The organism is Neochlamydia sp. AcF84 (assembly GCF_011087585.1).
Taxonomy (GTDB): domain Bacteria; phylum Chlamydiota; class Chlamydiia; order Chlamydiales; family Parachlamydiaceae; genus Neochlamydia.
The window spans coordinates 1-14,774 of record NZ_VJOT01000063.1 but is presented as its reverse complement, the minus strand read 5'-3'; the positions used below and the strand labels follow the sequence as shown (position 1 = coordinate 14,774).

The following is a 14,774-nucleotide window of genomic DNA, read 5'->3' as shown; positions in this document are numbered from 1 at the left end:
TTCCGTGGGCCCAACAATTCCTAGGTTTCTCTTATATTTAAGATATTTGCTGCTTTATAGAATAAAAAAAGCACAAACTAGAAAAACCTATTCAGAATACAGCTAAAAGCTAAATTTAAGCCATTGAAAAAAAACAAACATTTTGCTCTTTCTTTTCTAACAACTGCTTTTTATAGACAAAGAAAATAGGATAAAAAAATTATATTAAGCCATGCGAATATTAAGCTTTTATATTAACCATCCAACTTGAAAATTTATCCAAAAAATTCAAAAATCCTGCCATATGTTGCATTGGAAAATTATATTTTTTATCCGCGCTTTCTAAAATCTTGTGGAAACAACTTAACCATATTTGGCGGGCTGATTCATCAATGGAAAAAGTTAGATGCCTTTTACGCATCATAGGAGCGCCAAAGCGTTGCTGGTATAATGGTGGGCCCCCACAAAGAAATACAAAAAATGCGCCTGATTTTTTTGAAGCTTCTTTCATGTCTGCCGGGAACATCTTTCGAATAGCACTTTTGTCTAGCTCCAAGTAAAAGTCTTCTAGCATTTTGAAAATGTTATGTTCCCCCATTAAATGATAAATCTCATGGCTAGGTGTAACGCTGGGAGGGCCTCCTGGCGGAACGTATATACTTAATCTATTCCTATTCTCTTCCATTATAAACAAGCGCTTTAATTATTTATTCCCCGAACTTATATCATATTTACCTTACTCAGAGCAACAGTTTGAACAACTACGGGATTGTAAAAGAATTTTTTGGGTAAAAACCTTTATCCCCTCTTCTTATTCCTAAGGACCCTAAGTCTTGTCAGTTTTGTTATTAAGGGCTTTTACGTTTGCTATGTTTTTTTAAGAGGTACGCTAGAGCGGCTAAATGTTAGGTTATAGTTAGCAAAGATATTTCTCTTCCCTCTCGTTCTGCTTATTACTCTTCCCTTAAAAGTCAATTTTTTTATTATTCTTGTTAACGAGTAGGCTCTCTTACCATTTCTTGAGTTGGCATTCATAATGCTCAAAGTCTTCTTGCAGGGCTTTTAAAGAGTATCCATCGCTACCTTATCCACTAAACATAAAATTCTTGTAATTAGAAGAAGAATGCTTAAAAAAAGCTGTTTTTTATATTAAGAAATTAGACAATCGAGTAATTTAGACTTTAACACATTCAAAAAAAACATTAGGAAAGAAATGAATGTCTCCTATCGAGCTGACGACCTCTGCTGCGAGGGTTACCTTGTCAATCCTAAAGTAATACATCCTCCTCAACCTGCCGTTCTTATTGCCCATGCATGGTATGGCCAGGACGACTTTGCACGCAAAAAAGCCCATGAACTAGCTGAACTTGGCTATATTGCTTTAGCCATCGATATGTTTGGCCACCGAAAGAATGCAACTTGTGATGAAGAAGCAGCTTCCTTAATCAAACCCCTTTATCTAGATCGTAAGCTTTTGCAAGCAAGAACTAGCGCGGCATTTGAAACTCTACTTAAGCAACCAGGAGTAGACGGCACACGAGTGGGCGCGATTGGATTTTGTTTTGGTGGACTAGCAGTCATCGAGCTGTTACGAAGTGGAGTGCCGGTAAAAAGCGTGGTAAGCTTTCATGCTGTAATTAATTATGCAGGTGTGAAATTTTTTCCCATTGCTAAAAATATTAAAGGTTCTATTCTACTTTTACATGGCTATGAAGATCCCTTATGTCCTCCCCAAGAGATTCACTATCTTCAAAAAGAGCTTAATGATGCTCGTGTGGATTGGCAAATGGATATTTATGGTATGACATCCCATGCCTTTACTAATCCAAAAGTGAACGATAAAAAGAAAGGTTTAATATATAACGAAAAGGCCAGCGCGCGAGCATGGCTAGCGATGAAGAACTTTTTTCAGGAAACATTAGGGAGATAGAAAAAGATGAAATTGTCTGCATGGATAACCATTACCTACGCTTTAATCATTATGTCAGGAGGAATGATGGGATTTACACAGGCCCATAGCTATCCTTCCTTGATTGCAGCAACCTTATCAGCCATTTTATTATTGATGGGTGCTATAGGAATGTTTAGAAAAAGTATGTTAGCTTATACATTAGTAGTATTCGTACACCTATTATTAACTTTATTTTTTACTTATCGTTATGCTATTACAACCAAGTTTATGCCAGCAGGCCTAATGATCATCCTGAGCGCCAGCTCTCTTATATTTATTCTTGCTAAAGGCAAAAAGAAAGCTAGATTAATTTAATGTTTTAAGCTATAGGCTAGCAAGAATTTATACCCTATAAATCCGGCCGGTTCCAGACGCTATTAGATAAGATTAATCTTATTGAGTCCCCTCATTAAATCACCTTTATGCTTTTGACTCTCAATATCTAACGTTAAAATTTCCTAGATTGTATAGATAGTCTTTAATTATTTATTCTAGATAAGGCATAATTTGCTCTCTTTTTAATATGACCTTAAAGGTTAAAAACAGATGTTTGATCCCACTTCTTTAAAAGTTCGTAAACAAATCATGGGTTTACTGCTCAATCGCTGGGGATTAACCTGCATGGGAATTTTAACCTTTCAGCAAATTCTCGAAGCTTCTTCTACCCTCTGGCTTGTCAAATTGGTAGAAACTATTGCCTCCCACCAAAATTTTTTACCTTACATGCTGCTTTACTTAACCTCTTTAGCACTCCCCTACATTCCTGGCTGCATTGCCCTAGTAGTCAAAACTCATTGGAAGCAAGAAGCTCAGCGTCATTTTATTCACGCGTTTGTTACCTCTAACAGAAATAATATTGGAGAATGGAATAATAAAGCCATTAAAGAAGAAAAGCTATCTATATTAACTTCTGAGGGCCCTTCAGCTCTTCAAGATTTGATCGATTATGTTTGGGAGCTCTCAGGTTATGTACTAAGTGTAATATTAAACATTTTGGCCCTTTCCATCGTCGTTGAGCCCCTTTTTGCTTTGGCTTATAGCTTGTCTGTACTATGTGTCATTGCTATTATGAAAGGACAACGCCGCACTCAACGTCAACTTACTAGAAAAGCTTTAACAGCCCGCGTAGATCTTTCGCAACAATTATTGGCAGCCTGGGATAATGTTTTATTAGGCAATGGCTACAATTTTAAGCTTTGGGACGAAAAAACTTCGCAACGTTTGAAACGATGTTTACAACGTAACATCGATCTGGAAAGATTTGATCAAGTTTTGGCTATATTTGTTGCTTTAATAACTTCTATTCCTTCTCTAGGAGTAGTTATTTACTCAGCTATTCAACATGCCCACGATCCTGTTAAACTTTCTGCCTTTGTAGTTATCCTTCCTCTTCTTTTCCAAATCCTTTCCTACACTTATCAAACCTTGTCTTTAGCTTTTCGATGGGGAATGCATCGCAGCAAGCTTACAGCTATTTATCGATCTATACAAGCATCTAAAGATTCTCCTTCCTCTCTTGAAAAGAAAGTTAATTGGTCTAAAATTAGCGCTAACCATCATTCAACAATACCAGACTATAATTCTATGTCGATAAGCTCTTCCCCTTCTATTGAATCACATAGTAATCTTATGCGTTTGACCCAGCGTAAAGGCCGCCTAACCTTGCGCGGTGAAAATGGCTGTGGCAAATCAACTGCGCTTATGCTCATAAAAGATGCATTGGCAAGCAAAGCCTTTCTTCTTCCTACTCACAATCAATTATCCTTTACCTCTGAAACTAATAAGCACTCAACCGGAGAATCTTTACGTAAGCGACTGCAGGAAATTGCCGATAAAGTGGATGTAGAGGTTTTACTTTTGGATGAGTGGGATGCTAATCTTGATAAAGGAAATCAAGAAATTTTATCAGGACTCATTGATCTGTTGGCAGAAAAAAAGTGCGTGATCGAAGTTCGACACCGTTAACCATAACTAATATAAGGACTTAATAATGAATGCAAAAAAAAATCCTATCGTATTACTTACTACCTCTATGGGAAATATTAAACTAGAGCTTTATCCAGAAAAAGCCCCTCTTAGTGTGAAAAACTTTGTAGATTATGTAGAAAGCGGCCATTTTAATCAGACAATATTCCATCGGGTTATTGACGGTTTTATGATCCAAGGAGGAGGTTTTAATCAAGAATTTGATCAAAAACCTACAAAAGCTTCGATTAAAAATGAAGCTCATAATGGCTTAAAAAATATTCGAGGTTCTATAGCTATGGCGCGGACTAATGAAATTCATAGCGCTTCCTCTCAATTCTTTATCAATCTGGTAGATAATGATTTTCTTAATTTTAGAAGTCCCGCTGCTCATGAGTATGGTTATTGCGTATTTGGTCAAGTCATAGAAGGGCTAGAAGTGGTCGACAAGATAGGTAAAGTCAAAACTGGTTCTAAAGGACCTCACCGTGATGTGCCTTTAGAAACGGTCGAAATCTTATCTGCTACGCAAGCAATTTAATCCCTTCCTGCTAACAAATATTTCTACCTTAAGATCTAAGTATACTTCCAAGAGGAAATAAAGGGAAAAGCTAACGCTTTTTCCTTTACTCTATATGCTACTTTTAAGTTTTATGCATATTTAGATCTTTTCATGGTACCCTGTGTATGAATAAAAGCAAACTAAGAAAGCCTAATTTAATGGCAAGTAGCAGAAAAAATATCAATGCCTTTTGATAAGCCGAAAGGTTTTTTATAATCTTAGAATCGTTTAAGCATAGGATTTGTTCCTTCGCTGAAATGTGTTAACTGATGAATACCCAAGCCTTTTCAGCTACAAGCGAAAACGTTGCGTTATTTCATCTGGAATATTTTCCAGCAGATTTTCTTTCACCTGAAGCTTTTGTAGAGCTGGTAGCTGTCCTATCTCAGCAGGAAAGGAGCTAAGCTGGTTATTATTTAAGTTAAGCTCTTCCAGCTGCGATAGCTGCCCTATCTCTGCGGGAAGGAAAGTAAGCTGGTTATTGCTTAAGTCAAGCCATTGCAGCCGAGGTAACTGCCCTATCTCTGCAGGGATGAAAGTGAGGTGATTGTTCTGTAAGTAAAGCCCTCGCAGCTGAGAAAGCTGCCTTATCTCGTTTGGAAGGAAGGTTAGCTGGTTGCTGCTTAAGTCAAGTCCTTGCAGATGAGAGAGGTACCATATCTCTGCAGGAAGGGTTATAAGTTGATTGCTGCTTAAGTCAAGTCCTTGTAGCTGAGAAAGCTGCCTTATCTCCGCGGGAAAGCAAGCAAGATGGCTATCATTTAAGCAAAGCACTTCCAGCTGCGATAATTGCCCTATCTCTGCAGGAACAGAGATATGCTGGTTATTGCTTAAGTTAAGTTCTTGCAGCTGAGATAGCTGCCCTATCTCTACAGGGAGGGAGATAAGTTGGTTGTTGCTTAAGTCAAGTTCTTGCAGCTGAGAAAGCTGTCCTATCTCCGCGGGAAGGAAAGTAAGTTGGTTGCTTTCTAAGCTAAGGGTTTGCAGCTGAGAAAGTTGACCCATCTCAGCTGGAAGGGAGGTAAGCTGGTTATTATTCAAGTTAAGGTATTGCAGCTGAGAAAGCTGTCCTATTTCTAGGGAAAGAAAAGTAAGTTGGTTATTGTTTAAGTTAAGATATTTCAGCTGAGGTAACTGCCCTATTTCTGCAGGGATGAAAGTAAGTTGATTGCTCTGCAAGTAAAGCCCTTGAAGTTGAGACAGCTGTCCTATTTCTGAGAGAAGAGAAGTAAGTTGGTTATTTTCTAAACCAAGCGTTTGCAGTTGAGACAGCTGTCCTATTTCTACGGGAAGAGAAGTAAGTTGGTTATTTTTTAAGTTAAGCGTCTGCAGCTGAGATAGCTGCCCTATCTCGGCAGGGATGAAAGTAAGTTGGTTATTTTCTAAGCCAAGCGTTTGCAGCTGAGGCAGCTGTCCTATTTCTAGGGGAAGAGAAGTAAGTTGGTTATTTTTTAAGTTAAGGTATTGTAGCTGAGATAGCTGCCTTATTTCTGCAGGAAGGAAAGCTATCTGGTTGTTGCTTAAGCCAAGTCCTTGCAGATGTGATAGCTGCCCTATCTCCTCGGGAAGGCAAGCAAGCTGGTTATCATCTAAGTAAAGCTCTTCTAGCTGCGATAATTGCCTTATCTCAGCAAGAAGAGAGATAAGTTGATTGCTGCTTAAGTCAAGTCCTTGCAGCTGAGAAAGCTGCCCTATCTCAGCGGGAAGGCAAGCAAGCCGGTTATTTCCTAAGTTAAGCGTTTGCAGCTGAGATAGCTGACTTATCTCGGCAGGTAAGAAGGTCAAACCAATTTCTGTTAAATTTAAGCTCGTAATAACTTTGCCATGCCTTTCAATCCAATCTCCAAAAAGCTCTCCTTTTTTTGCTAAAGGCAAATACTTGATTTCTTCTTGGTCTAAGTATTCCTTTCCACCAGGAATTTCTTTCCAAATTAAGAGGCGATTAATATTTACAAGATAAGAAGAGTAGTTAGCTAGGGTAAAATATCTCTTTTCCTCGGTTTTCCATTTAAATTCTAATTCTAACGGCGAGAGAAAACTAGCTAAAGTAAAGATTTGCTTAAAGATTGCATTAACCCTTGCTATTTCAGGAAGTCCACTTTCTAGCTTATAAATCCTATCTATAATAAAAGCCTGTTCGCTATCATTCCCATGAGGAACATGTACTTTACCTATTTGCTTATAAAGAGAAGGCATGACTTCAGTAACTAGCAAATGGCGCCATCTAGTAGAAACCCTAATTAAGGTAGGCGTAGGACAATACTCTAAAATGGAGGTGAGCACTTCATTAGGTAAATGCTCAATGTTGATAGAAGAGCTAAGATTCATTCGATGTCCTTCTTTAAATTATTCATATTTTCAGTCATTTTTTAGGAGATTATATACACGAACAATCGAAATTGTAAAAAGAATTTTAGAGACAAATTCTTAGCCTTTAAACTTATTATTAATAAAATAAGCCTGGGATATGCATAGATGATAAAAAATTACTTCTCGCTTGGTAGCTCTTTTGGTATATTTACAACCTTAATATTTTAGGACACTATATGCATAATAACAAAACATTGGCCCCCGTAGAGACTTTTTGTCATGATAAACGCAAATTTGCTCCCCCTCACTCATTTGTGAATCAGGCGCATATGAACGATTTATCTCAATATACAGCAATGTATCAAAAATCGATTCAACACCCTAATGAATTTTGGCTTGAACAAGCAAATACCTTGGATTGGTTTAAAACGCCTACTACTGCTGTCCGCTATATCTGGGAATCCAACAATAATCTTATTCATCATACTTGGTTTGAAGATGGCATCCTCAATCTTTGCTATAATTGCTTAGACAGGCACTTAGAAGGGCATCGAAAGCTGAAGCCTGCGATCATCTGGCAAGGTGATGATGAAGAGGAAACAATAACTTGGGATTATCAAACATTGCATATCCAAGTCTGCCGTTTTGCAAATGTGCTTAAGAAATGGGGTGTTAATAAAGGCGATCGAGTATGCATTTATCTGCCGATGATTCCTGAAATCGCGGTCGCCGTACTAGCTTGTGCTCGTATAGGTGCTATTCACTCGGTAGTTTTTGGAGGCTTTAGTGCTGAAGCCCTGAGCCATCGCATGAATGATTGCTCTTGTAAATTGCTAGTAACTGCAAATGCTAGCCTGCGTGGAGGCAAGCCAATCTACTTAAAATCCATTGCCGATGAAGCCCTGGCCTCCACTCCCTCTGTGGAAAAGGTAATTATAGTTCAAAGAGTTCCTGAGCCTTGTTCAATGCAAGCAGGGCGTGACATTTGGTATGAAGAGGAAATGGAAAATGCCTCTCAATTTTGCCCTGCAGAGCCGATGAATGCTGAAGATCCGTTGTTTATTCTCTATACCTCAGGCTCCACTGGCAAGCCCAAAGGGGTTGTTCATACTCAAGCCGGTTATTTGCTTTATGCTTCTTTAACCCATAAATATATTTTTGATATTAAAGATTCGGATGTTTATTGGTGCTCTGCAGATTTAGGATGGATTACAGGTCATAGTTATGTATTGTATGGTCCTTTGGCCAATGGGGCTACCACGCTTATGTTTGAAGGTACTCCTTATTACCCTCATCCAGGGCGGTTTTGGCAAATTATTGAAAAATTTCAGGTAAATATCTTTTATACCGCTCCGACAGTCATTAGAGCTTTAATTCGTTATGGGAAATCTTATCTGGAAGGTTATGACCTTAGTTGCTTAAGGCTCTTAGGTACTGTAGGAGAACCTATTAATCCAGAAGCATGGATGTGGTATCATGAAAATATTGGACAAGAAAATTGTCCCATAGTAGATACATGGTGGCAAACAGAAACGGGAGGCATTATGATCTCTCCTCTACCGGGTTGTCATGAAACGAAGCCTGGAAGCGCTTCCAAACCTTTCTTCGGTATCGATCCCATTATTTTACGTGATGATGGAACTCCTTGCGAGGTTGATGAAGGAGGATGTTTATGTATTCGGCAGCCATGGCCAGGAATGATGCGAACTACTTGGGGAGATCATCAACAATTTATTAATACTTACTTTAAAACTTTTCAAAATGTCTATTTCAGTGGGGATGGTTGTTCGATAGACGAGGGGGGCGATTATTGGCTCTTAGGAAGAATTGATGATGTAGTAAATGTATCTGGGCATCGTATGGGTACAGCAGAAGTTGAAAGTTCTTTAGTGAGCCATCCAGCTGTAGCGGAAGCTGCTGTGGTCCCTAAGCCTGATGAGGTCAAAGGACAGTGCTTATATGCCTTTGTCATCCTTAAAGATAATATAGAGAGCCATTCGGACTTAAAGAAAGAACTAGCCCAGCATGTACGCCAAGAGATTGGCCCTATTGCTGTTCCTGACTACATTCGATTTATTGATGCTTTACCTAAAACGCGCTCCGGCAAAATTATGCGTCGAATCTTAAGAAAAGTGGTAGAAGGTAATGTAGATGCATTGGGAGATATAAGCACTTTAGCTGATCCCTCAGTACTTGAATTTTTATTGAAAAGCACCTAGAAAAGGTAAAGCATAAAGCTAAATATTCTTTAACTTTATGCTTTACTTCTTACTTATTCAGTGAGATGAAGAACGCTTTTTCTTTTTATTTTCTACCACTTTACTTACTTTTTTAGCTCGCTTTGGAGGCGCTGGGGTGAGCTCAGAAGGAAGTACAAAATCAGGCTTTTTAGTTAGCATACGCTGATATTTATTCCTTAGCTCTTCACGCAGCTGCCTACCACTTTGGGGTGTTAACAGCACAGCACAGCTAACACCTAGCACTAAGCCTATCATTGCTCCTTCAGCAAAGGTCTTAACTGGGGAGGGGCTAGCTACTGCTATAAAAGGAAAAACTTTATCTAAAGAGGCTTCTTTAGCCTCAGGCTTTCCTTTTATATTCCCCTCTTTTTTTGGATAATTAAGTTTTTTCTTTCCTTGCTGTCGAAAAGGGAGAAGAGCACATACACTAGCAAGCCCTACGCCCACTAAAGCACCTAAAACTAGGCCCGGGGTATTACGCACAAGCTACCTCCTTTTTTTCATCTCCTGCCAGATATTAAGGCCGGTCATTGCCCAATCCATCATTCGGTGAACAGGGTGATAGTGCCCTTCATTCTCTTCTGAATCATCTTCTTCCTGGCTTTTACTAGAAAATTTGTCGGCAACAAATTTGGCTACATCTAACCAATTGCAGGCTTTTATTTTATCTACCAGCCCTTCTTCCTCTTCTGAAGAGTGTTGGGATAAAGCATATACGGCTGAGGCTCCGATCAAGCCTGCGCCAATAATGCCAAGAACAATATTTCTATTGGTACTATAGCTAGAAAAAGCATTGGAAGCAGCATGGCAAATATGATCGATTGAATCTTTTGCATCGTCATAAATTTTATGCCCTTTTTCCATAGCTTCATGAGCATACTCTTGAGCTGTATCACTGACTTGATCGTACATGGAATCAAGCGCTCTTGTAAACTTATGGCCCTTAGGCTTGGGAGCAAAAAATAAAGCAGCAGCAGCACCTATAAGGCATCCTGCGGCAGCTCCTAAAGCAATGTTAGAGACTTGCTCATTTGTAGAAGGTTCTGGAGGGGTTAAGGGCTTTTTATTGCGGGGCTTAACTTTAACCATAATTATCTCCCTTTTTTTATTTTTTGCCAGGTTTTGACTCCTATTGTAGATAATTTTATCAAATCACCTACAATTTCATTCCAATCATTTTTTTTCTCAACGTGATAAAAATTACATGGGTTTTCATCTTCATTGTCATTAAATGATTGAGTGACTTTATTGACTGCTGCGCTCACATGGTTGATAGAATCTAAAATAGGATTTAAGTCAGAGAGCTTATCTTGCGTTGTTATTACAATCTTATTAGAGTTTTCTAAAAGTCGTAAAGTTTCTTGAACAAGGGGCTCGATTTTATTTTCCATTCGAAATAGGCTGGAATTAACATGTTGAACGGATTCGAGCACGGCTTTAAGAGCTTTAACTAAGAAAAAAGCTATAATACTAAATATTAGTGTAGCTGACACGGCACAAACTATGTAAATCACATGACTATCCATTTATTATTCCTTGATTTCTTTGGAAAAAATGCTGCTAGTTCAAGCATAACTTTCCCTAGCAGCCTATCCCTCATTATTTGCTATTTGCAATTACAAGGTTATTTGAAACACTTTTCACGCCAGGAACTTGACGAGCTATTGAAGCGACATGATTTTTCTCATCTTCGCTATTTACAGAGCCTGCTATAATCACATTCCCATTATTTACACTAACTTCTGCAGTTTTAGCATAGGAAGAAAGTTTTTTATCATCTTTAATCGCCCAACGAATTTTTTGGGAAATATCTCCATCTGTCCAAGCAGCAGTTTTTTTAGTTTCGCTATAACTAATCTTTGCATCGGAGTGTCTTGGAAGATTTGATGGTTGTGTATAAGTTTGGGCAGCAGAAGGTCCTGGAGTTTGAACAACACCTGCATTCCCAGAAGAATTTTTTATTTCTGTTTGGGAAGGAGCAGAGTTAAGGTAAGAGGATTTTTCTAGGTTAGAAAGCCCCTCCTGTGAAGTTACAGCTTGCGCATGCAGCATAGAAGCGCCAGCTAGAACAGTCATAGTAGCTAAAGACAATTTGAAAAGATTTTTCATCGAGGTTCTCCTTGATTTATTTAGATTGACATTCATGTTTAATTTGATCTGTATATTAAATGTTAAAAAATATACAGCTCTTTTGCAAATATTATTTAAAAGCATACATAAATGGATGATATCCATTCATTTAAGCTAATCAGCCACTTTTTCGGCTATATTTCTTTCCCAAAGGTCTAAACTCAGCGTTTTGAGGATAGCATAGAGAGGCACAATAAAAAAAAGGCTCCAAAATCCAAACAATGAAGCACTTGTAGCTAAAAGGATAATAATTGTAATAGGATGGATATTCAGGCGCTTTCCTACTATCCGTGGCGAAATTAAGTTTAAATCTATTAAATGGACCATCAAAACAATTGCTAGCACTTTTAAGCCCATGAAAGGAGTGGATGTTAATCCTACAAGTAGAGCAGGTAATGTCGAAATAAGCGTTCCAAAAAAAGGAATTAAATTAAAAAGACCTGCGATTATAGCAAGTAAAAATGCATAATCTAATCCAATTCCTGTATAACCGATAAAAACTAAAACACCCACGATAAAAGCAATGATTACCTGCCCACTAATATAGCTAGATAATATTTCATCTATATCATTTAGCGCTTTTGAGACTCTTTTTTTATAAATAATAGGAACATGGCTTATAAATTTCTCAGAAGCATGCTGATCATCTTTTAAAAAATAATACAAAATAAAAGGAGTGATAATGAAATAAGAGGCGACCGTGGTTAAAGAGCTTATACTGCTCATGATTCCCCCGCTAGCCCATTGCGTTATTTCTCGAAGATAATGGTAAAATAAATTCCTTAATTGCTCAGGAGAAAGAGAATAAAAATTAAACACATTCATCAAGTCGACAGTTTTATTTTCTACTTCTTTAAGCTTTTGTTGAGGAAAAGATCTGAAAGCCGTGATTTGTCCCTCAATGTAAGGCCATACGATACTAATCAATAGGCTACCGGCTATTATCATGAACAAGTAAATAAAAATGATAACCAAATAACGAGGGATTTTAGTTTGGTCAAGATATCTTACAACAGGGCGGAAGATATAATAAAATAAGCCAGCAATGATTATAGGCAGCAAAAGGGTGGTAACAAACTGAAAAACTAATTTAAAGAAAGGGAAAAGCTGAAAACCTATAAATAATGTTAACAGGATCACCAAACTCGATAGAGCATTACTGAAAAATTTTTGATTATACCACATGGTCAATTCTTCTGTCCTGTCTGATTGCAGTGCGGATTAATAGAAGTAATTTTTCTTATGGTCTCATTATCTACATTGCTGGATATCCCAGCAAGAGTAGAATTACTTATGCTTTAAAAACTCTTCTAGGAAAACTCTTAAAAGTTCGCCTCTTAAAGCCCTCTAAATACCATTTAGCATGAAGGAAACAAAGTTTGAAGAAACTTTCCCGGTTTTAATCCCCAAAAATTAATTATTTCTAGCTCTATACAAACGCTTTTGAGGCCAGGATTGCATAAAAAAAGCCGTTGATCCTATGAAACTATAAGGATGCTCATTCTCTAACATTTAAATTAAATAGATAGCTAATACAGCATAACCTGACTGCCGCTTGTTAGCTCTCCTTTAAAGCTTTTATATTGGCTAGATAAGCTTTATTCCACATATAACCACAGGCTTTTTAAATAATCTCCTTCTGGATGATAAATATTAAGAGGATGATCGATCCCTAAGCGGTGTCTGCCAATAATACGCACTTGGCGCCGGGCTTCAACTGCCGCTTGAAAAACAACTTTTTGAAAGAGTTGTTCGTTAACATAATAAGAACAGGATGATGTTAACAATAAGCTTTGAGAAGGCATTTTTTGCAAGGCTATGCGATTGATATCTTTATACCCTCTACAAGCCGGAATAATATCTTTGCGATGTTTTGCAAAGGCGGGGGGATCTAAGATAATCAAATTGTAGTCTAAAGAGGATTCCCTTAAGAATTGAAAAACGTCTTTAGGATAAAAGTGCATGCAAGAAGTAACATCATTTAACTCTGCATTCTTTTGGGCAAGGTGCAAAGCTACCTTAGAAATATCGACAGAATCTACTTGTTTAGCTCCGCCGGCAGCTGCATAGAGACTAAATCCACCCGTATAGGCAAAACAATTTAAAATACGTTTATCTTTGGACAAATTCTTCACTTGAGCACGCATCTCACGATGATCTAAAAAAAAGCCTGTTTTTTGCCCTTGCACAGGATTTACTAAAAACTTTATTCCATTCTCGCGAATGCTTACTTCTTCTTCTAATTTTCCATACAGCAACTGCTCTGTGGCTTTCAGCCCTTCTTCTTTTCGAGAAGGCAGTAGAGATTTTTCATAGATAAACGTGGGTTGAAAAGTCTCTATAAGATAATCCAATAAGTAAGGCTTCAGATTTTCCATTCCTAAAGTCGAGATCTGCACCACAAATCCCTTCTCATACCGATCGACGATGAGTCCTGGTAGAAAATCCCCTTCACCATTGATTAAACGATAAGCCGTGGTGTCTGGAGAGAAAAACTTGATGCGCAAAGCGGTAGCTAATTCTAAGTTATTTTTAAAAGCTTCTAAGGGAGGTTGGCTTCCAAAAGAGAGCATCCGCCCAAAAATTTTTGCTTTTGAATTGAAATAAGCACTGCCTAGTAAATCCCCCTGATGGGAATAAACAGGAAGAATCTCTCCACACAAATTTTGAGGCAGATGAGCGACAGCTCCTGAAAAAATCCAGGGATGGCGATTCAAAATAGCTTTTTCTTTACCGACTTTCAACGTAACTTTCTTAACAAGCATAAATTAAACTACTAAGGAGAGAAGATTAACTTCTAAAAAGGTGCAAAACAGACACAAAGCCAGGCTATAATCCAAATCAGGCCGCCAAGCGGAGTTATCCGCCCTGCGAATGCATTGCCAGATAAAGCCATATAATACAAACTTCCCGAAAATACAATAATGCCGACCGTAAATAACCAACCAGCCGTTTGTAGTAAAATCCCGGAAAGATGCTGAGGCTCTAAAGCTAATAAAATTAATCCTAAAGCATGGTACATTTGATAACGAACACCTACTTCAAAAGTAACCAACCTTTCTTTAGAAATTTTCTGCTTTAACGCATGAGCCCCAAAAGCACCTAAAATGACTGCAGTCATTGCAAAAAATGCACCTATAGAAAAGAATAAAGAAGAAAAGGCCATATTATAAAGGCTCCAAAAAAGAAGAGCTTAGCTTGGATGGCTACTAAATATCAAAATGAATTTTCAACTTAGCTTTTATTTCTGCTAAAAGCCCCTTAAACATCTTTTAAGGGATATATTTTGATAGTGCCCATTAAAAACGTCCCAATATTTTTTTACTGAGCAGTAGCAATCCTGCGTAGTTTGAATAAAGATAATGAAACTTGTAGAGGGAGTGAACGTCTAGCCTCGAAAAAAAGTTCTTTGAAGCCTGCGCGCTATTTATAAGAAAAGGGTTAGCTTCCAAGCTTTACTTCCCTTTCCAGGCTACACCTACAGAGCCTATTTGAGTAGTACCAGCAAAGCACTTAAAATTTTAGAACAAACTTTGAATAAATAGTCCAACCTGATTTACCCTAAAAAACTCCATCATTGCATCAATTTTAAAAAGAAAAAATATAAATTTCCTTTTAATGGTAAGCTAAAAAAGTA

At 37.8% G+C, this 14,774-nt stretch carries 14 protein-coding genes; 5 read left to right on the top strand and 9 right to left on the bottom strand.

Going from position 1 to position 14,774, the window contains the following annotated elements; translation table 11 throughout:
- Positions 1 to 220: 220 nt before the first annotated feature.
- On the bottom strand, positions 221 to 577 hold the full coding sequence (locus NEOC84_RS07285) for a hypothetical protein (protein ID WP_278248319.1): 357 nt from the start codon (positions 575 to 577) through the stop codon (positions 221 to 223).
- Between the two features lie 615 nt (positions 578 to 1,192).
- Between NEOC84_RS07285 and NEOC84_RS07280 the strand changes: the two genes are divergently transcribed.
- The 4 genes from NEOC84_RS07280 (at position 1,193) to NEOC84_RS07265 (ending at position 4,436) form a co-directional block, all read left to right on the top strand.
- Positions 1,193 to 1,909 carry a dienelactone hydrolase family protein gene (locus NEOC84_RS07280; protein ID WP_166157378.1) on the top strand — a complete coding sequence of 239 codons (717 nt, stop codon included), beginning with the start codon at positions 1,193 to 1,195 and terminating at the stop codon, positions 1,907 to 1,909.
- Between the two features lie 6 nt (positions 1,910 to 1,915).
- A complete protein-coding gene (locus tag NEOC84_RS07275) occupies positions 1,916 to 2,245 on the top strand; it encodes a TMEM14 family protein (RefSeq protein WP_166157375.1) in 330 nt (109 codons plus the stop codon).
- A 231-nt stretch (positions 2,246 to 2,476) separates the two neighbouring features.
- Positions 2,477 to 3,895, top strand: a complete 1,419-nt coding sequence (locus tag NEOC84_RS07270) for an ABC transporter ATP-binding protein (RefSeq protein ID WP_166157372.1) — start codon at positions 2,477 to 2,479, stop codon at positions 3,893 to 3,895.
- 46 nt (positions 3,896 to 3,941) lie between these two features.
- Positions 3,942 to 4,436, top strand: a complete 495-nt coding sequence (locus NEOC84_RS07265; protein ID WP_166157492.1) for a peptidylprolyl isomerase — start codon at positions 3,942 to 3,944, stop codon at positions 4,434 to 4,436.
- 312 nt (positions 4,437 to 4,748) lie between these two features.
- Here the strand turns inward: NEOC84_RS07265 and NEOC84_RS07260 are convergent, their stop codons facing one another.
- Entirely contained in the window at positions 4,749 to 6,785 is a 2,037-nt protein-coding gene (locus NEOC84_RS07260; RefSeq protein ID WP_166157369.1) for a leucine-rich repeat domain-containing protein, read from the bottom strand.
- Positions 6,786 to 7,003: 218 nt separating this feature from the next.
- Between NEOC84_RS07260 and acs the strand changes: the two genes are divergently transcribed.
- Positions 7,004 to 8,986 (top strand): acetate--CoA ligase, encoded by a 1,983-nt coding sequence (gene acs / locus NEOC84_RS07255; RefSeq protein WP_166157366.1) that lies wholly within the window; start codon positions 7,004 to 7,006, stop codon positions 8,984 to 8,986.
- Between the two features lie 57 nt (positions 8,987 to 9,043).
- Here the strand turns inward: acs and NEOC84_RS07250 are convergent, their stop codons facing one another.
- The 7 genes from NEOC84_RS07250 to NEOC84_RS07220 all read right to left on the bottom strand — a co-directional run bounded on the left by NEOC84_RS07250 (position 9,044) and on the right by NEOC84_RS07220 (position 14,303).
- Positions 9,044 to 9,490 (bottom strand): YtxH domain-containing protein, encoded by a 447-nt coding sequence (locus NEOC84_RS07250; protein ID WP_166157363.1) that lies wholly within the window; start codon positions 9,488 to 9,490, stop codon positions 9,044 to 9,046.
- Between the two features lie 3 nt (positions 9,491 to 9,493).
- Entirely contained in the window at positions 9,494 to 10,096 is a 603-nt protein-coding gene (locus tag NEOC84_RS07245) for a YtxH domain-containing protein (RefSeq protein WP_166157360.1), read from the bottom strand.
- 2 nt (positions 10,097 to 10,098) lie between these two features.
- Positions 10,099 to 10,533 (bottom strand): DUF948 domain-containing protein, encoded by a 435-nt coding sequence (locus NEOC84_RS07240; protein WP_166157357.1) that lies wholly within the window; start codon positions 10,531 to 10,533, stop codon positions 10,099 to 10,101.
- Between the two features lie 73 nt (positions 10,534 to 10,606).
- On the bottom strand, positions 10,607 to 11,116 hold the full coding sequence (locus NEOC84_RS07235) for a BON domain-containing protein (protein WP_166157354.1): 510 nt from the start codon (positions 11,114 to 11,116) through the stop codon (positions 10,607 to 10,609).
- Positions 11,117 to 11,251: 135 nt separating this feature from the next.
- Complete coding sequence (locus NEOC84_RS07230; protein ID WP_242678228.1) at positions 11,252 to 12,322, bottom strand: AI-2E family transporter; 1,071 nt, start codon at positions 12,320 to 12,322, stop codon at positions 11,252 to 11,254.
- Between the two features lie 413 nt (positions 12,323 to 12,735).
- On the bottom strand, positions 12,736 to 13,902 hold the full coding sequence (locus NEOC84_RS07225; RefSeq protein WP_166157348.1) for a class I SAM-dependent rRNA methyltransferase: 1,167 nt from the start codon (positions 13,900 to 13,902) through the stop codon (positions 12,736 to 12,738).
- A 32-nt stretch (positions 13,903 to 13,934) separates the two neighbouring features.
- Positions 13,935 to 14,303: a DUF423 domain-containing protein gene (locus NEOC84_RS07220; RefSeq protein WP_166157345.1), complete on the bottom strand. Its 369-nt coding sequence runs from the start codon at positions 14,301 to 14,303 to the stop codon at positions 13,935 to 13,937.
- Positions 14,304 to 14,774: the final 471 nt, after the last annotated feature.